Below are 17,070 nucleotides of genomic sequence, written 5' to 3'. Positions count from 1 at the left end.
AAGCGCTCTTGCCCCTTTCGTCCGGTGCCTCGCCTGGGCTCGGCATACCCTCACTCCGGTCCTGCTCCGTGGGCCCGCCGCGATCGGCCATCCATGGCCGTGCGCGGCTAACCCGGCATCCATGCCGGGTTGCCCACTGCGCAGAACCTGCGCTCGGCCTTCCCAAGGGGCAAGAAGATCAAAAGCAGATCAAAAGCCAAATCGAGGCGGCCTGTCAGCCGACCTGACTTTCGAAGCGCACGCGTTTTCCTGTGGGAGCCGAGCTTGCTCGCGATGACGGCCTCATAGCCGACGACTATTCCCCTGATGCACTCGGATCAAACTGTGGGAGCTGGCCTGCCGGCGATGGCGACCTCATAGCCGACGAGTGTTCCCCTGATGTACCCGGATCAAACTGTGGGAGCTGGCCTGCCGGAGATGACGGTCTCACAGCAACGACTATTCCCCTGATGCACCCGGATCAAACTGTGGGAGCTGGCCTGCCGGCGATGGGGCCCTGACAGCCGATAAAATTTTTCCTGATGCACCCGAATCAGGGTTCTATCCAGCTGCTACAACAACGACAGCGTGTAGTTCACGACGAAGCGATTCTGTTCCACGTTGCGGCCGGCGTCGGTGTTCGATTTGCCGTTTCGCACCGAGAATCCAACCCCTTTCAGCGCACCTGATTGAAGTACGTAATCCAGCGTCATATCCCGCTCCCACTCAGACTGATCACTTGCGTTGCGGGCTTTGATGTCGGTGCCCTTCAGGTACACGATCGACGCTTTCAAACCCGGTACGCCCAACGGCGCGAAGTCATAGGTGTACTGGCCGAAATGGGTCTGCTCTCCTGCGCGGGCAAAGCTCTGGATCATCCGGTCGGTGGGCAGGTAGACGCTGCCGCCGCCCGCCCCTTTGTCCGTCAGGCTGCCCTGGTTGGGCTGGACAAAATTACTGCCGTCACTCACCTGCTGATGCCCCACCGTCACCGCGTGGCCGCCGTTCGTGTAGGTGACCATTGCAGCCCAGGTGCTGTTATCGATTTCACCGTTGTCATCGTCGGTGTAACCCGATACGCGATAGCCCTGCGCGCGGCCCGTCGCCGAACTGTTCGCGCCGCTTGAGGTGGTGCGGAAATAGCGCAGGTCGGTGGTGAGTGCACTTTTGCTGTCGATGGGCAGAACGTGAGTCAGGCCCAGGAAATGCTGGTCATAGAAGTCCTCCAGCTGCGCAAAGTAATACTGCGCCTTGAGGTCTCGGGTGACGTTGTAGTCGCCTCCAGCGTAGTAGAACTTGTTGCTGTCCCGCGTGCTGCCGGCGACCGACAGGCCCGTGCGATCTGTCGAGGCGCGGCCGACTGCGTGCTCGAGTACTCCGCTGGTCAGGGTCAACCCGTCGATGTCGTTGGAGGTGATCTGCGCACCGGTGAACGACTGCGGCAACACCCTGGCATCGTTGGACAGCAGAATCGGCAATTTGGGTAGCAGCGTGCCGTAGCGAAATTCTGTTTTTGCCACGCGCATTTTCGCCGTCGGCCCGAAACTGCTCCACGAGGCGGCCGCACCGTCGCCGTCGCTCGGAATCATGCCGCTGCCGACGTGGCGTCCGCCGCCACTGTCCAGCGTAATCCCGAGCAGCGCTTGTGCATCGAGCCCGAACCCTACTGCTCCCTGGGTAAACCCCGACTCATAGCGCAGCACAAAACCCTGTGCCGCTTCTTCGGTTTTCGACGGGTCTGCGCTGCCATCGCGATTGTCGCTGTTGAAGTACAGGGTACGCATCGACAGTGTGGCTTTGCTGTCTTCCAGAAAGCCGTGCGTGGCGGTGTCGGCTGCCTGAGCGCACATCGAACTGGTTGCCAGTAAGAAAACGGCGGGGACGGCTCGGTTGAACATACGGTGCTCCTGAGTATTGTTTTTATTGAGGCCCACGGCACAGCAGCCCGCACTTTCACGCACCCGATGAATGAATATCGGGAAACTGAGAGGACTGGAAGGGTCATGCCGAGCAGGTCGTGAAACTCATAAAACATTTCGAGGAGCGATATTCAAACGAGGCGAAAGTAATTTTCGTGGAGGGATAAGGCTTGTCGCACAGAGGTATGGAGCGGGACTGTTTTGGAAAAACTGCCGGGCAGATTTTCATCATAAACAGAGGTGCGTGGCCGGGAGGCGCGGGTTTCGTGTAGCAGCTGCCGAAGGCTGCGTCCGCTCCGGGGTCGCGCTCGACCGAAGTGGTCGCTGTCCGGACGTTATGGTGTCCGCTTGAAAATCGAGGGCCGCTTCGCGCCCCAACGCAGGCTGCGCCAGCTGCTACAGGGAGCGTAAGGCGCGGGCTCTGTGTAGCAGCTGCCGAAGGCTGCGTTCGAACGCGAAGCGGTCGTTGTTCAGACGATGTGGGCTGGCCTATCCCCGGTCTATGCAGGCTGGAAGCAATACGCGGCCAGTTTGTTACCGTCCAGATCACGCGCATACGCAGCGTAGGCATTCGGCGCCCAGCCACGCGGCCCTGGCAGACCTTCACAGGTGCCGCCAGCCGCCAGTGCGGCGGCGTGGAAGGCGTCGATGGCGGCACGTGTCGCGGCCTCGAAGCTGACGGTAACGCCATTGCCGACGCTGGCCGGCGCGCCGTTGGCCGGTTTCAGCACGAAGAACGACGGTGCGTTTTCGCCCCAGATGGAGCCGTTGTCCCCAAGGTCGGCGATGCGTTTCTGGCCAAGCTCGCCCAGTACGTTGTCGTAGAAGCCGCGGGCTTTGTCCAGATCATTGGTGCCGACTGTCACGTGGGTAAAAACACTCATTTATCAGCTCTCTTGTCAGTAGAACGAGGTGGGTTGGCGTTGCTGTGTTGCGGTCGTTTTCTGCCTTTTTTTCACTGCGGCCAGAGGTCGACCGGAAAGTATTTTTCGGAGATTTTGGTGTACTCGCCCGACGCATGCAGTTGCGTTAACGCTTCGTCGATTCGCGCCTTGAGTGCGATGTCGTCCTTGCGCAAGCCTGCCCCGACGCCCAGACCATATTGCAGCGGGTCCATCTTCACGCTGCCGGTGCCTTTTTCCTCATACCCGGCACCGTCTGCCGAGGCCAGAAAGGCGATGTCGCCGAGCTTGTCGAGGAACATGACGTCGATACGCCCCGCCAGCAGGTCGGCGTTGCAGTCGTCCTGGGTGGTGTATATGCGGATGTTCGATGTTTTGCCGTAGGCGGTCTGGATGAACTCGGCGTTGGTGGTCGAGCCCTGCACACCGATGGACTTACCGGCCAGCCCTTCGGGTGTCAGCGTCAGCTGGGTGTCCTTGGCGGCGACGAAGATTCCTGTGGTTTCGTAGTACGGACGCGAGAACGCGATGACCTTCTGCCTTTCCGGACTGATCCCCATGGAGTTGAAGAGCACGTCGAACTTATTGGAAAGCAGCGCCGGAATAATCCCGTCCCAGGCCACTTCCTTGATCTCGCATTCGGCTTTCATCTGCTCGCAGAGGGCCCGGATCAAGTCGGGTTCGAAACCGGTGAATTGCCCGGTGGGTGTCTTCACCAGAAACGGCGGATAGGGTTCTGCGGCCACACCGAATCGCAAGGTTTCCGCCGTTGCACTGGCGGGCGCCGCAAAGGTACACAACGTCATGCCGATAGAGGCCAGCAAGGCCAAATTGCGCATTATTCGTTTCATGATCGAGCCCTTCTTTCTGGAGGATGGGTGCAAGTAGAACGGTTCAACTGCGTGCATCGATTCGAAAACTTTTTACGCCCCGTGTGCGGGCAACGGCAGCCATCCCTGGATGGCCTGCCAGTCCGGCTCGAGGGCGGCAAAACGGGAGAGCGAAAAGGTAGACAGGTCGGTGAAGCTGCACGTCCCGTCGACGACGAGATCGCGTATGGCATGACCGCTCGCCGGCGACAGTCCGAACCCGACACCGGACATCGTCGCGACCGTGACGTTATCCAGCGCAGCGGGACGATCGATGACGGGGCGGCCGTCCGGGGTGTTTTCAATAAACCCTGCCCAACTGCGAATTACGCGTTTGTGAGCGACCTTGGGGAACAGGTCGGCAAGGCGTTTGGCGATGTTGCATTGCAGCGGTGTTGAATGCGCACGGGTGCCGCGCACATCGTCGAGGTCGACCCATTCGTGTGGACCGCCGCCATAGGCCAGGTTGCCGCGCAGGGTTTGCCGGCCATACAGACCGTTGCCGTCCACACCGCCGATGTCGAGCAACGGCAGCGGTTCGGTCACCACCATCTCGGCGCGTGCAGTGACGAGGGGAATGTTGACGCCCAGCTGCGCCGCCAGCTCGCCGGTGTGCGGACCTGCGGCAATCACGAGATGGTCGCAGGTGATCAGGCCGTCTGCGGTGCGTACGCCTGTCACGCGGTCGCCCTGGCGTTCAATCGACACTACCTGCGTGTGTTCGAGCACCCGGCCGCCCAGGTTTTTCACGGCCCAGGCGTACGCCTGCAAGGTGCGGTGCGGGTTGGCGTGGCCGCCGAAATGATAGTAGAAGCCCGCCAGCACGTTGTCGCCGGCAAAGGGCACGAGTTCGCGAACCTGTTGCGGATCCAGAAGGTCGACACGCAACCCGTAGTAAGCGGCTTCGTCCACGACTTTTTTATCGATCGACACCTGGTGTTCAGTGAGGTCGATGCTGATGCGGTCAGGGCGATACTCGGTCGGATACCCGAGCAATTCGTCCATCATCGGCCAGAGCCGTTGTTCCTCCCTGAAAAGCGGGCTGTGGTGATGGGAACACCCGCCGCCATTACGGCCCGAAGCGCCCCAGCCAATCAGGCCGGCGTCGAGGACCAGCACATCAACGCCATCGCGAGCGAGCCACCAGGCAGCGCTCAAACCCGTCACGCCGCCACCGACGATGACGACCGACGCGCGTGTAGAGGACTTCTTGACTGTCTGCATGGTGTCAGCCCTCGTTCTGCGCTTGATGGTTGAGTCGAACGCCGTCTTGCGGGCGCTTGGCGACGGTCTGCTGACCGGTGCACAGCCAGAACGGCGTCCACTGGGACGGCATGTCGAACCAGGCATCCCATCGGCTTAACATCTGTGGCGTCTCCTCGATCTGGCCGAGCTGCCGCATCGACAGCGGACGGACCGGCGGACGAAAGGAGGCCAAGGCAATGGCGTCGGCCGTCACGCCAGCACCAATACCGAGCAAGGTGGCCACTTGTTCGCGGCACCGGCGGCCCTGGCAGGGTCCCATGCAGGCCCGCGTCAGGCGTTTTGTCACGTCCGGGTTGGGCGCGCCGTCCTGCAGCGACGAGATCATCGTGCTTTTCAACGCGGCATCGGTGGGCGTCCAGTCGAGATAGCGCGGCGGTTGCTGACCGAGAATTTCGCCGGCCGTCACCTCTTCGCACTGGCAAACGAAAGGCTGGTTTTGCGCATGGACGGTAGACGCCCGGACCCACGCCGTGCGATTGGCGGCAACATCGCAGACGGCTGCGTCGGGCAGCGGTACGGTGTCGCTTAACGCGATGTCGACACCCAGCGCAGCCAGCGCCGTGTGTGCCGCGATGCGGCCTTCGCGCCGGGCCATCTCGTCGTCGAGACTTTTCGAGGCCCAGACGCCGGCGCAATCACCTGCCACCAGGAAGAACGGCAACGATGTGCGCTGTGCAGAGTCCGTGTCGGGGACGTGGCCACCGCGCTCGGCCTGAAAGGAGGTGCTGCACCCTGTGGATTCGATCAGCTCGATCGCGGGAATGGCGGCCACCGCCAGCAGCACGGTGTCGCAGACGATATCAGTCAACGCTCCGCCATCCGGGTTACCCGCCGCGTCGACCGCGACAACGGTGATCCGCTTGACGCCGAGTGCATCCCCCGCTGCCTCGCGCACCACATGCCCGGTCAACACCTTTGCGCCCTGCTCCACCAACAGGCCGAGCAGCGCTTGATCGCCGAATACCTGTTCAGCCTGCTCAATGATTGCGACGATCTGCACGCCCTTGCTGGTCAGCGCGTGGGCCGTCGCCAGTGCGTGCGTGTCGCTACCGACCAGTACGGCGCGCTGGCAGTCCAGCGCCTCGTAAACGGTAGCCAGCCGATGGGCAGCACTGACACCCATGACACCGGGGCGATCCCAGCCGTCGAAAGCGAGGCCCATGTCGCGTCTGCCAGCGGCAACAATCACCTGTTTGAAGCGCAGCAGGCTGGCGTCTTTGTCATCGGCGAGACCGGCGACTGCGCCCTCGATCCAGGCGGTGGTGCGTTGTTGAGGAAACAGCCCCCAGACTGCCGTGCCGAGCCGCACGTCGACGCCGGCTTCGAGCGCATCGGTGATCTCCGGGCGGGCGTCGAGAAGCGATTGCAGCACACTGTTGCGATTCGCCACCGCAGCACCCATGCGGCCACCGAAATGCAGCGGCACCTCCTCCCCCATGGTGTCGAGGGGGACCGGGTTTTCGTCCACCAGCGTCACGCGCAGACCATGCCCGGCGGCGGTCAATGCGGCAGCGAGCCCCGCAGGGCCTGCACCGACGATCAGAATATCGGTCTCGTCGCTGATGGGCGGCGCTTTGCCTGCCACCGACGCGGGATCGTAATAGATATCTTTGAGAGGTCGTTTCACCGTGTATCCCCCGGGAGGTAGGCGCGTGAGCGTTGACGCATGGGCGCTGGCAATTGGGTATCGACTAGAACAGCGAAGACGGCGGCTTGACGTCGCCCTCGGCGAAGCGCGACAGACGCAGCTGACGCATGTCCAGCCCCGGCTCGCCCGAGTGAATCCAGTCGGCCAGGGTTTTACCGACGATGGGGCCCATGGCAAAACCGTGACCGCAGAATCCGGTGGCCACCGCCAGACCCCGTGGTGTCGTGTTGGCGTCGATCACCGGGATGCCGTCCGGCAAGACATCGATACCCCCGGCCCATCGGTCGACGATCTGTGTGCCCACCTGCCCCGGGAACGCCGCCTTGAGCGCACGCATCGCCGTGACCAGGCCTTTGTCGTTCGGCGGGATCACCGGGTTGCGCTCGTGAATGCCCGCCCCCAGCCGCGACGCTTGCGACCACGGCATGCGCTGGCTCAGATCCGTCAGGCACGCGCCATTGAGATTGAAGCGGAACGACTTGCGATGCGCCCACAGCGACGGCGCATACCACTGCAGTGCACGCAGATGGCCCAGCGTCATGTCAACGTCGACGTGGGCGTCGTCGGCGATGTTGAAGCTGCCGTCCAGCCGTTGCCGGAAACCGACGCCGTTGGCAATGGTGGAAATGCCGCTCAGCGTCGGCCCGGACGTGGTCCGCGCCACTGTTCCCCGAACCAGTTGCTGTGGCAGGGAGATGCCCAGCATCTTCAGCAGACGGAACGTCGTGACGCCCGCAGCGCACACCACGGTTTTCGCCTTCACATAACCGCGCTCGGTTTCCACGCCCACAACCTGGCCGGCGGCGACGTCGATGCCTTTGGCACCGCACTGTTCGACGATGTGCGCTCCCAGTTCACGGGCGCGCATTGCAAAGGCTCGGGCCACCAGCGTGGGCTCGGCCTGGCCGTCGCTGGCGGTGAACAAACCACCCAGTTGCGGCACGGCGTAGCCTGGCAATTTCTTTTCCACTTCCCGCGGCGACAGCATCACGGTGTCGACCGAAAAGCTGCGCGCGACACTCAGCCACGATTCGTATCCGTCCCGTTCGGCTTCATTGCCCGCGACGAACAGGCAGCCGTCGTTGCGCCATCCCAGGTCGGTCTGCAGTTCGCGTTCCAGCGAGCGCCAGATCTCGATGCTGGCCTGCATCAGCGGCACCTCGGCTTCGTCTCGCGATTGCTGGCGAACGAAGCCCCAGGCGCGTGACGATTGCTGGCCCGCGAGAATGCTTTTATCGATCAACAGCACCTTGGCGCCCGCCTTGCTAAGGTAGTACGCGCAGGCACACCCCATCAGGCCGCCGCCGATGATCGCCACGTCGACTTCACGAGGCAGGCGGTCGTCCTGAGTCGCTGACACGGTATTGAAGGCCGCTGCTGGAGTGTTCATAAGGGCAACCGTCCGGTGGAGAATGACGCGTAGCGCAGCGTCGTGGTTTCGGCTAAGAATGTGCCCCGTCCAGCCGAAATAACAGTGATGTATCTGCATTAATCCCATGCGAGGAGCGCATAGAAACATGAGCCGCCAACTGCCATCCATCGAGCTTTTGCAGGCCTTCCTGACCGTCGCCAAAACCGGCAATTTCGGCAAGGCAGGCGAGCAGCTCAACCTGAGCCAGAGCGCGGTGAGCCGGCAGGTTGCGCAGTTGGAGGCGCGTCTGGACAGTCGTCTGTTCGAGCGGCACACACGCAAAATCGTGCTCACCCCTGAAGGTCAATCACTGGTTCCGGTGGCGGAACAAGTCATCGGCCTGCTGTCGGATGCGTCGCAGATGCTCGCCACGGTGGGACGAAGCGTCAGCCTGCGCGCGCACCCGACCATGGCGGCACGCTGGCTGATTCCACGGCTGACTGCGTTTTATCGCGAGCATCCGCAAGTGACCGTCAGCGTCGACACGGTGTATCACCGCTTCCCCGACTTTGCGTTTGAATCCATCGACGCAATGATCGCGTACGGCACCGCCACCTGGCCCGACTTCGAAGCGCTGGAGTTGTGGGAGGAAGCATTGATCCCGGTGTGCTCGCCGGCACTGCTCGCCGGCACTGCTCGCCGGATCAACGCCGGAAGAGGTACTCAAGACCGCGCGTCTCGTGGACTCAAGCATGGATCGCCTGGACTGGCGTCGCTGGGACGAGTACTACCCCGATTCAACCGGCTCCGATAACGCTCACCTGACCTTCGATACGCTGGAATCGGCGATCGTCGCGGTGAAATGTGGCCAGGGCATCGCGCTTGTCGACGCGGTGCTGACACGCGATGAGTTGCTCACCGGGCAACTGATACGCGTGCATGCCGGCAGCATCGTGACGGGCGGACGCTACACGCTGGTCTATCCAAAACGGGTGAAGCGTTCGAGCGGGTTTTGCGAGTTTCTTGAATGGCTCGAACAGGAAGTGGGCGATAGCGGATCCGCGTGTCAAATGGCTGTTTCCGGGGAGGTTTGAGCGGGCCGTTGAACAAGCATCCGATAGCTTATCGATCAGGCTGCCATTGACAGTGTTTAGGCAGACCTTCCCCCTCCAGCCACGCGACGTCCTGCTCCGTCCAGATGTGATACTCGGGCCTGGCGCCCGGCTCATCGTCTAACGTTGCTACGCGCACAATCATTGCGGCAGCGCCGTTACGTTCAGCCGCAAGGTGCGATCCGCAGTGGGCGCAGAAGTGCCGAATCTTCCCGGGAGATGACTCGAAAGCCCTCAACGCGTCCAGCCCTCGCGTCCATCTGAAATGCTCTCTCAGCACGCCGGCCGTGGTGACATACGCAGCCGCATGGGTCTTGCGGCAGGTGTGGCAATGACAATGGCTGATGGGCATATCAATGCTGTCGACTTCATAGCCAACAGCCCCACACGCGCAGCTTCCTTTCATTTCATCCTCCGATGTCCATACAGTGGGACGATTACGACCCATTTGAAGTAGTGCCAGTAACGATATCAGCCCGCTGAAGAGCCGGACAATCACTGGCAGCCACAATGACGCCTGGCATAAAGAAAGCAGAGTCCTCACTCAACTTTTTTCCTGCCTATCGAAGGTGACCCGGAATTTTGGAAATCGCTCACCTGGCTGAGTACATCAGCTAACTGATGCACTCTGCGTGCTGGAGTGCCTGGTTTGCAGGAAAAGCACAGAGGCTGCCAACGCAGCAGCCAATGCCCCTACTAACGGGATGTCCGACAAGCTGCCGAACGCGATGGTGATGCTGCCGAGTACCCCACCCAATGCTGTACCCAGGTTGAAGGACGCGATATTCAATCCGGCGGCTACGGCGGTTGATTCCGGGATATAGCACTGAGCCTGTTTCAGCAGACGCAGTGTCAACATGGTCACGATGGAAAAGAAAAAGACACCCAATGTGCCGACCAAGAGCGTCATCATGAGCGCAGAGTCACTGAACCAATAAAGTCCGATCAAGTTTATGGCCAGGCCCGCCAACGCCATCACGGTGCTGCGGTTCGCGTCCATCTTGTCCACCAGATAACCGCCAAGCAGATTCCCCACGATGGAGCACAGGCCGAACAGCAGCATACCCAGACTCAACTGCTGCACGTCCACCTCGGTGATTTGAAGCAAGTAGGGAGAGACGAAGGTGAAGAATGAAAAGGTCGCAATGCTCACGAGTACGCCGATGCCGGCGGTGATGAGCAATTGCGGATGGGTGATGGCCTTGATCCCTTTCCATGCGCTCGCTTGCCCGCCGTGCGAACTCTCTGTGCTGCTGGTCATGAAGAGGAGTAATCCCAGCATGCTCAACAGGCTGAGTCCCCCGATAGACATGAAAATGCCCCGCCATGACCAGATGCTACCCAGAAACGTTCCAATCGGGACGCCGAACGCGAGCGCGAGTGTCAACCCTACCCACACCACGGATAGCGCCCGTCCGGAACGCTTCTGATCAACCAGCTTGGTGGCGGCGTCCGATGCCACCGCCATGAAAACACCATGGCCCAGGCCCACCAGAAACCGGATCACCAGCAGCATGGATAGATTCGGCGAAAGGCTCATCAGCACGCTGCCGACAGCGAGGACCGCCATGGCAAGCATCAGAATGTGCTTGTCCCTCCAATGCGAAACGAGCGCAGTAATGAACGGTGCGCCAATGGCTGCGCCAAGGGCATAAGCGGCAATAGCGGTGCCCACTGCAGCAATTTTGGAGTCAAGGTCGGTCGCGATGGCGGAAACCAGACCTGCGACGACAAACTCCGAAAGACCGAATGCAAATGTACATAATGAAAAAACATAAATGGCGGCAGGCATGGCTGTCCCTGTTTCGGCAGTAGTGAAGTGACCTCGGGATCACTGCGCACAGAACAGGTATTACCATGGTATTGGCAGGCCTTATTCACGAGTCCAATGCAGTGCTTCGACGTGAGTCACGGGAGTAGGAACGCCCGAGTCCTCACTCTCGGATCGGGTGCTGCCAAACAGTAGTGCCAACGCTTATGTCCGTAAAATACTGTTTAAATCGCGAAACAAGACGCTGAACGTCTCAATGGGGCAGTGGCGCAAGAGTGCCTCGGACTGCCTCGATCAGCCGGTCCCGGATCGGCGAATCCTGATTCGCGTTCCACGCCATCAGCAGGTCCAAATGCAGCAGATCTTCGGGCGCATCCACGATGATGGGGCGGAAGACGACGTCTTCCTGCATTCCCGTCGCCAACGATGCGGGTATCAGGGCAATGCCGAACCCACTGGCGACTAACGCGATCAAGGTTTGCAACTGCCGTGCTTGTTGAACAATGTCTGGCAGGAACCCTGCGGCTTGGCAAAGACGGATAATTTGATCGTGAAAGCCTTGCCCCAGCGGTCGAGGCGACGCCACGAAAGCCTCGTCCTTGAGTAACGCCAACTCGATGGACGCGTGGTCCTCAAGCCGATGTCCAGCAGGTAGCGCCACGTATATCGGCTCGCGCAGGATAGTCTCGAAGCGCAGATGGGGCGTGGTCGTCCCCGGTGTGCGCATGAAGCCGATATCAGCAGCGCCGCTCTCCAGCGCCTCTACTTGCTCGTGGGTCGTGGCCTCCTTCATGGTAAACGCTACCTCTGGGGACGCGAGGCGGAAGCCGCGTAACGCCCGCAGTAACGGGGCATAGGACACAATGTTGATGAATGTCATCGTGAGGTGGCCCTCGACTCCTTCGGCAACACGACGGGTTCGCGTCACGCCCTCATCGAGAGACTGAAGAATGCATCTGGCAGTCTCCAGAAATGATGTGCCGGCAGGGGTCAACAACACGCTGCGGTTTGTGCGCTCGAACAGCGGGGAACCGATCTCGCTCTCCAGCCGGCGAATGGCTTGACTCAGGGGCGGCTGAGCCATATGCAGACGCACCGCAGCCCGATTGAAGTGCAGTTCTTCGGCAACGGCAATGAACTGCTGTAGCAGGCGCGTTTCTATCATTGAAACCTCAGGTCTGGGCGGTGTCGTCGTGATGGGGTTTGATGACATCAGGATGAAGGAAGCGCTGACTCTTGAACGACCTTTCTCCGGTCGCCCTTTTTTGCGCAGGGCATCCTCTCACGTAAGGCTATGGCCTCGACATTGCACATGCGGGGATGAGATCACCGTCGGAGGGAATGGCGCGAACCCTTGGTATGATCTCCAAGGGTCTCGTCTCAGGGACAATTCAGGAGTTGTTGTTTATGAGTTTTTTGAATCGCGTTTTACTGGTCGGCGCGGCCGTATCGGCGTTGCTGGTCGCATCACTTGCTACGGCTCAGGAAGGGCCATCGTTCAAGTGCAGCGAGAAAATGGCCAGTTCGGTGGAAGACCTGATCTGCAAAAACCCGGACCTTGCAGCGCAGGACCGAAACCTGGCAGCGGCCTATGACGCCGCGCTGAAAAAGGCTGGCAATGGCGCCAAGACTCTCAAGGCCGAGCAGCGCGGGTGGATCAAGGGGCGTGACGAATGCTGGAAGTCCGACGACAAACAGGCCTGCGTTCGCGACAGCTACAGTCAGCGCATCGTCGAAGTACAAGCCGGTTACGGACTGGTTGCCGGCAAAGGCCCGATCACATTCGACTGCGGCGGTGACGGCACGATCAGCGCCACCTTCTACCACACCGACCCCTCTTCGCTTATTGCCACCTACAAAGGCCAGCGCTCACTGATGGTCGCGGTGCAATCGGGCAGCGGCGTGCACTACACCGGTCAGAACGAAAGTTTCTGGGAGCATCAGGGGGAAGCTCGGGTGACTTGGGGGTATGGCGCCAAAGAGATGACTTGCAAGAATTAAGCGTGAGTCCCCAGGCCGTTTAACCTGTGGCGAGGGAGTTTACTCCCGCTGGGCTGCGCAGCAGACCTCTGCTTTTCAGGTAAAAAAAGTGGGGCCGCTGCGCGACCCAGCAGGAGTAAACTCCCTCGCCACAGGTTTACAGCCGTATTACTCGCCACTACTGACGGGCAGGATTTGCGGCTGGGTGACCACCTTTTTCCGGTTGATGAAAATGCCTCGCAGCCAATGGGTCATTGGCAATTCCACCCAGCGGTAAATACAGATGGTTACGACGCAGCACAGTGCAATGCTCACAGGGGTCATGACGTAAGCGAGGAGCCCCGGTGTGTCGAACACATGGAACACCTTGTTGAAGACCTTCAACACATAAGGGTGGAACAGGTACAGGGAGCAACTGGCGTCGCCGATCAATCCCGGCAACCCGGGTAAGCGCACACCCGACAATCCATGCACCATTGCCGAGGCCGGCAGCGCGCCACGCCGCCGTGCGTGCGTAAATGGCGTAGCAGCCATGCCCAGAACGAACTCGGCGAGAATCTGCTGGGTGTAAAAATCTGGCCAGCAGCGCGTCGAACATGAGGTAACTCTGTCAAAAACGCAGACAGCATCCGGTCAGCCCGACATTCAGTCGGCATCAGGTCTCAACAAAGGACTTGTTTGTGCAGGTTTGTTGGCAAGTGCTCGACCAAGGGCTTGCCCGGTCATTTCGACGTACCGGTAAGTAAACATCGACACCAACACTACTGATCCCACTGCCAACAGAGCGATGAGGTTGTTGAACAGCACATCACCCGTGTCCAGGTGGCGAGTCCCGTCAATCATCGGTGTCATGTTAACGCCGAGGACTTTGTTCGCTACCATGAACAACGACACGATGCAAAACAGGATGGCCGCGTGGGTCAAGTAGATGGAATACGACAACTTGCCTAGAAACGCGAAGGCCCGTCCCGTCAACCCCCTTGACACCGCCCCGCCATCATAGGCGAATATCACAACGACGACGCCGAACAACGGGCTGGCCACCAACGCCTTGCCCTCAAAATCGTTGGTCACGAACAATAGCACTACAGCTACCACCACGACTTCAAGCACTGTCAGCAACCAGACCTTGGCCCGGCCGGGATGGGGTAGTTTCAGGTACACGGTATACGCCAGGCTGCCAGTGAAAAAGTAGGCGAGGCCTCTAAGCGACTCAATCGTGAAGAAGTTATGGTCGGCATAGATCAGCGCCAGGGCCACGACGACTATCGTCGCCCACACCCATGTCCTGATGCCGAAGGCGATACTCAGGATCATGGCGAAGATCATATAGGTGTAGTACTCGATACTGATGCTCCACGACGGATAGTTGTACGACAGTGGATTAGTCCAGTGCGTCCAGGATTGCAGCAGCAGCGCATTAGGCAGAATTTCAGCCGGGTCAAACTTTCCAGAAAATGGCGTGTTGTTAAACTCCATACCTTGTTGGACAGCCATATATCGTCCGCACTCCAACAGTATGAAGACGCCCAACATGAAGAGGTGCAAGGGCAACAAGCGGAAGGTGCGCGTTATGAAGAATCTGCGAAAATTAAATTGCACGGAGTTTGCGTAGGCGTGCGCCAACACAAAGCCACTCAATACAAAAAAGAACGATACGAATACTTCGGCATGGCGAAACAACGACCACTCGGTAAAACTGTCGTTAACGCGTAAGTGATAGATCATCACTGAAACAGCCATCAACCCTCTGAAACTGTCCAGCGAATAAAATCGCTTCTCTGCGCGCATATCCAGGCTCCCTTACTTGCATAGGCGGCACGTCTTGGATCACCTGCGATGACTACTTCGCGGGGTCGGCGAGGGATTCGCCCGGCTTCACCCTGGTAACGTGCCACCCGTCCCCTGAATGACTGCAGCCCCCTCCACTATTGCACCGAAGGGTCTAACGCAATTTCTAAAAGACAAGACGACGTCTATCAAACCGCTGAGCTGATATCACGTTAGCATCAGTCCTTGAAAGAGCAAGGCAGTTTTTCAGCGCGAAGATGAATGCACTATTGACGCAATTACGGCGTCAAAAAACCGCTAATAATATTGACCTCAATAGTCTTTCCACAACTACAGCTTTGCGCAACAAACGCACATAACTTTTCATTACCGTCCATCGTCGACCCGCGCTTTATTTTTCTCACGTTTGTTACATCGGGACTAATGTGTAGGGCGAATGCCGACGCTTTCGGAAATTGGGACAGACGCAATGGAAAGCACCGAATGAAATGCACCCTTATCGTATTGACGCTTGCGCTCAGCAGCTTGGCCCACGCCGCGCCCATGCGCTGGGGCGATATTCGCGACGGCAGCCTCTATCTGCAGCCAGGTGGCGACGACACGTTGCGCGTCAGTTGGGTACCTGCCTGGCAAACCGATGCCAATGAAGAACGAATCTACCTGCTGGATGCCGAGGGAGAGTTGCGCGGCGAGCGTTTTATCCCTGCCAGCGAAAGGCGCGGCGAGCAGACCTGGGCATTGCCCGCGAGCGCTGCCAGTTACCGCGTGGAAGTCCCGGGCTACAGCTTCAGGCGTTATCGCTTTGAGCACGACGACAAGACTGTCGCCCTGTTCGCACCGGCAAAGGTGCATTTCAGCGCCGAGACTGCCTCCAATGTCGAAGTCTATTTCAAGGTCCGCGCCGGTGAACAGGCGATACTCGCAGGCAAGTATTTCGGTGGTGTCAGTGGGTTGCGTGCCGTGCGTTTGGGCGATGGCAACAACGTCGAGCTGAAACTCAAACCCTACCAGGACTACCCGAAGTTCGACCAGATTGCCTTGCCTGTCAGCGATAGGGATCAAGACTGGCGCCTGCGTCTGCAAGGGAGTGGCAAGGCGGCGTTCTGGCTGGACGGCACCGCCAACCTGTTTGCCCAGCGGCCCCAACACCTGCAGCCGCTGCGCCAAAACAGCGGCCGTACCGAACTCAATTTGCATCCCGAGGTGCTTGGCCCCACGCCGCGACTAGGTGTCGCCTTGCCTTACTTGCTTCCACCACCGGCAAGCCATGCCGCCCTCGACGCGCTCAAACCCCGCGCGGGTGGCTTTTACAGCGCCGTCGATATCATGGCCGCCAAGCCTCATTACGAAGAGGCCTTTAGACGTTTTTATCTGGAACGCGGTGGCATCGATATGGATATCACCTTGCTGGCGGGCAGTCGTCGCAAGGCCGACTTGAAGGCCAACAGCCAGAGCGCCGCCGGCCTTGACGCCTGGCTGGCGACAACCGTGGCCTTGGGTCGAGGCACTCACTACCTGTCGTTTGCCGACGAGCCCAACTACAACTACCCCGACTATGAGACCTACAAGCACTTCTTCGACGCCATGTATCGCCAGGTACGCGACTACCCGGGCGCGCGCGAAGCAGGTGTACGCATCGCCATGCCCGCCAGCTCGCGATTCGTCAATGGGCCGTTTACACCAGAAGGCGCGCAGCGCCGTGGCATCGATTGGGCCCGGCGCATGCTCAGTGAATCGGCACCCCAGATCGACGCCTTGGCCTGGCATGAGTGGATGATTCGCGACCTGCTGGCCACTCGGGTGTACCGCGACTCTGTGCGCCGGGCTGCGGAAGTCGTCGGCCTGCAATCCGATGGTCGGCCACGTAAGGCGCTGTTGCTGGACCAGACCAATATATCCAGTGGGTCAAGCGTGAGCCCCTACGAACAGGAAACACACTTCGCATCACTGTGGTGGGCCTCGGTGGCTATCAATTCAGCCCAGGACGGGCTGCTCGATATGCTCAATTGGTTTCAGGCCGCCGACGACCCGAACCACCTCAAAGGCATGATCCGCATGCCTGGGCCTGATCGCTTCGAGCTGAAGCCGGTAGGTCTGGCGCAACAATTCATCCAATCGCATTGGCTCGATCAGGTCCGGCGGATGGACAACAGCGCGTTCGAGGTCGATGCCCTGGCGATGGCCCGCGGCAACGAACGCACCGTGCTAGGCGTAAACAAGGGCGAGCGCTTGCAACGGATCAGCTTGCAGGGCGCAGGCACCGCCTGCCCGTCCCTCAGCCTCTTCGGCCCTGACAGCCGTAGTCGCGAAGCCGCTGTCGATTGCCGGGATGGACGCATTCGTTTTGATGTTCCGGGGGAAAGTATTTTCGCCTTGACGTGGCGTGCGTCGTAAACTGCGCAGCAGTCGTCAAACTGGACAGCCGGGTAGCGCTGAAGCGGGACGGTGCACAGTCTCATCGCAGGTGCGTGCAATCCCCCGC

Annotated in this window: 15 protein-coding genes; 4 read left to right on the top strand and 11 right to left on the bottom strand. The window is 59.9% G+C overall.

Going from position 1 to position 17,070, the window contains the following annotated elements; genetic code table 11:
* Positions 1-551: 551 nt before the first annotated feature.
* The 6 genes from GBC55_RS24485 to GBC55_RS24460 all read right to left on the bottom strand — a co-directional run bounded on the left by GBC55_RS24485 (position 552) and on the right by GBC55_RS24460 (position 7,973).
* Positions 552-1,877, bottom strand: coding sequence for an OprD family porin (locus GBC55_RS24485; protein WP_162439023.1), 1,326 nt, complete (start codon positions 1,875-1,877; stop codon positions 552-554).
* Positions 1,878-2,398: 521 nt separating this feature from the next.
* The gene (locus tag GBC55_RS24480; protein ID WP_162439024.1) at positions 2,399-2,782 is read right to left on the bottom strand and encodes a VOC family protein; all 384 of its coding nucleotides are present in this window, start codon (positions 2,780-2,782) and stop codon (positions 2,399-2,401) included.
* Positions 2,783-2,853: 71 nt separating this feature from the next.
* Positions 2,854-3,639 (bottom strand): transporter substrate-binding domain-containing protein, encoded by a 786-nt coding sequence (locus tag GBC55_RS24475; protein WP_247266991.1) that lies wholly within the window; start codon positions 3,637-3,639, stop codon positions 2,854-2,856.
* 84 nt (positions 3,640-3,723) lie between these two features.
* The gene (locus GBC55_RS24470) at positions 3,724-4,893 is read right to left on the bottom strand and encodes an FAD-binding oxidoreductase (RefSeq protein ID WP_162439026.1); all 1,170 of its coding nucleotides are present in this window, start codon (positions 4,891-4,893) and stop codon (positions 3,724-3,726) included.
* A gap of 4 nt (positions 4,894-4,897) precedes the next feature.
* The gene (locus GBC55_RS24465; RefSeq protein ID WP_162439027.1) at positions 4,898-6,562 is read right to left on the bottom strand and encodes an NAD(P)/FAD-dependent oxidoreductase; all 1,665 of its coding nucleotides are present in this window, start codon (positions 6,560-6,562) and stop codon (positions 4,898-4,900) included.
* A 64-nt stretch (positions 6,563-6,626) separates the two neighbouring features.
* Positions 6,627-7,973 (bottom strand): FAD-binding oxidoreductase, encoded by a 1,347-nt coding sequence (locus GBC55_RS24460; protein WP_162439028.1) that lies wholly within the window; start codon positions 7,971-7,973, stop codon positions 6,627-6,629.
* A gap of 127 nt (positions 7,974-8,100) precedes the next feature.
* On the opposite strand from GBC55_RS24460, the gene GBC55_RS24455 reads away from it, so the two are divergent.
* Together GBC55_RS24455 and GBC55_RS24450 are read left to right on the top strand one after the other, a co-directional pair.
* Entirely contained in the window at positions 8,101-8,748 is a 648-nt protein-coding gene (locus GBC55_RS24455) for a LysR family transcriptional regulator (RefSeq protein WP_162439029.1), read from the top strand.
* Positions 8,675-9,028: a LysR substrate-binding domain-containing protein gene (locus GBC55_RS24450; protein WP_247266990.1), complete on the top strand. Its 354-nt coding sequence runs from the start codon at positions 8,675-8,677 to the stop codon at positions 9,026-9,028. The genes GBC55_RS24455 and GBC55_RS24450 overlap by 74 nt, the downstream gene beginning before the upstream one ends.
* Positions 9,029-9,056: 28 nt before the next feature.
* Here the strand turns inward: GBC55_RS24450 and GBC55_RS24445 are convergent, their stop codons facing one another.
* From GBC55_RS24445 to GBC55_RS24435, 3 genes are all read right to left on the bottom strand, one after another.
* Positions 9,057-9,452 (bottom strand): GFA family protein, encoded by a 396-nt coding sequence (locus GBC55_RS24445; protein WP_162439031.1) that lies wholly within the window; start codon positions 9,450-9,452, stop codon positions 9,057-9,059.
* Between the two features lie 204 nt (positions 9,453-9,656).
* On the bottom strand, positions 9,657-10,838 hold the full coding sequence (locus GBC55_RS24440; RefSeq protein WP_162439032.1) for an MFS transporter: 1,182 nt from the start codon (positions 10,836-10,838) through the stop codon (positions 9,657-9,659).
* A gap of 232 nt (positions 10,839-11,070) precedes the next feature.
* Complete coding sequence (locus tag GBC55_RS24435) at positions 11,071-11,982, bottom strand: LysR substrate-binding domain-containing protein (RefSeq protein ID WP_162439033.1); 912 nt, start codon at positions 11,980-11,982, stop codon at positions 11,071-11,073.
* A gap of 242 nt (positions 11,983-12,224) precedes the next feature.
* Between GBC55_RS24435 and GBC55_RS24430 the strand changes: the two genes are divergently transcribed.
* Positions 12,225-12,818 (top strand): MliC family protein, encoded by a 594-nt coding sequence (locus GBC55_RS24430; RefSeq protein ID WP_162439034.1) that lies wholly within the window; start codon positions 12,225-12,227, stop codon positions 12,816-12,818.
* Between the two features lie 147 nt (positions 12,819-12,965).
* On the opposite strand, the gene GBC55_RS24425 is transcribed toward GBC55_RS24430, so the two are convergent.
* Together GBC55_RS24425 and GBC55_RS24420 are read right to left on the bottom strand one after the other, a co-directional pair.
* On the bottom strand, positions 12,966-13,331 hold the full coding sequence (locus tag GBC55_RS24425) for a hypothetical protein (protein ID WP_162439035.1): 366 nt from the start codon (positions 13,329-13,331) through the stop codon (positions 12,966-12,968).
* Positions 13,332-13,442: 111 nt separating this feature from the next.
* Complete coding sequence (locus tag GBC55_RS24420; RefSeq protein WP_162439036.1) at positions 13,443-14,588, bottom strand: acyltransferase; 1,146 nt, start codon at positions 14,586-14,588, stop codon at positions 13,443-13,445.
* A 483-nt stretch (positions 14,589-15,071) separates the two neighbouring features.
* Here GBC55_RS24420 and GBC55_RS24415 point away from each other — a divergent pair, with 483 nt between their 5' ends.
* Positions 15,072-16,982 (top strand): hypothetical protein, encoded by a 1,911-nt coding sequence (locus GBC55_RS24415; protein WP_162439037.1) that lies wholly within the window; start codon positions 15,072-15,074, stop codon positions 16,980-16,982.
* Positions 16,983-17,070 lie beyond the last annotated feature (88 nt).

The organism is Pseudomonas sp. TNT3 (genome assembly GCF_010095445.2).
In the GTDB taxonomy this organism is placed as follows: Bacteria; Pseudomonadota; Gammaproteobacteria; order Pseudomonadales; family Pseudomonadaceae; genus Aquipseudomonas.
Note: the sequence above shows the minus strand (reverse complement) of the source record. Positions and strands in the feature narration are given on the sequence as shown.

Bases quoted from the DNA above. Each gene is read 5' to 3' on its own strand.
- GBC55_RS24485 (WP_162439023.1), bottom strand. From the start codon at position 1,877: ATGTTCAACCGAGCCGTCCCCGCCGTTTTCTTACTGGCAACCAGTTCG.
- GBC55_RS24480 (WP_162439024.1), bottom strand. From the start codon at position 2,782: ATGAGTGTTTTTACCCACGTGACAGTCGGCACCAATGATCTGGACAAA.
- GBC55_RS24475 (WP_247266991.1), bottom strand. From the start codon at position 3,639: ATGCGCAATTTGGCCTTGCTGGCCTCTATCGGCATGACGTTGTGTACC.
- GBC55_RS24470 (WP_162439026.1), bottom strand. From the start codon at position 4,893: ATGCAGACAGTCAAGAAGTCCTCTACACGCGCGTCGGTCGTCATCGTC.
- GBC55_RS24460 (WP_162439028.1), bottom strand. From the start codon at position 7,973: ATGAACACTCCAGCAGCGGCCTTCAATACCGTGTCAGCGACTCAGGAC.
- GBC55_RS24455 (WP_162439029.1), top strand. From the start codon at position 8,101: ATGAGCCGCCAACTGCCATCCATCGAGCTTTTGCAGGCCTTCCTGACC.
- GBC55_RS24445 (WP_162439031.1), bottom strand. From the start codon at position 9,452: ATGAAAGGAAGCTGCGCGTGTGGGGCTGTTGGCTATGAAGTCGACAGC.
- GBC55_RS24440 (WP_162439032.1), bottom strand. From the start codon at position 10,838: ATGCCTGCCGCCATTTATGTTTTTTCATTATGTACATTTGCATTCGGT.
- GBC55_RS24435 (WP_162439033.1), bottom strand. From the start codon at position 11,982: ATGATAGAAACGCGCCTGCTACAGCAGTTCATTGCCGTTGCCGAAGAA.
- GBC55_RS24430 (WP_162439034.1), top strand. From the start codon at position 12,225: ATGAGTTTTTTGAATCGCGTTTTACTGGTCGGCGCGGCCGTATCGGCG.
- GBC55_RS24425 (WP_162439035.1), bottom strand. From the start codon at position 13,331: ATGGCTGCTACGCCATTTACGCACGCACGGCGGCGTGGCGCGCTGCCG.
- GBC55_RS24420 (WP_162439036.1), bottom strand. From the start codon at position 14,588: ATGCGCGCAGAGAAGCGATTTTATTCGCTGGACAGTTTCAGAGGGTTG.
- GBC55_RS24415 (WP_162439037.1), top strand. From the start codon at position 15,072: ATGAAATGCACCCTTATCGTATTGACGCTTGCGCTCAGCAGCTTGGCC.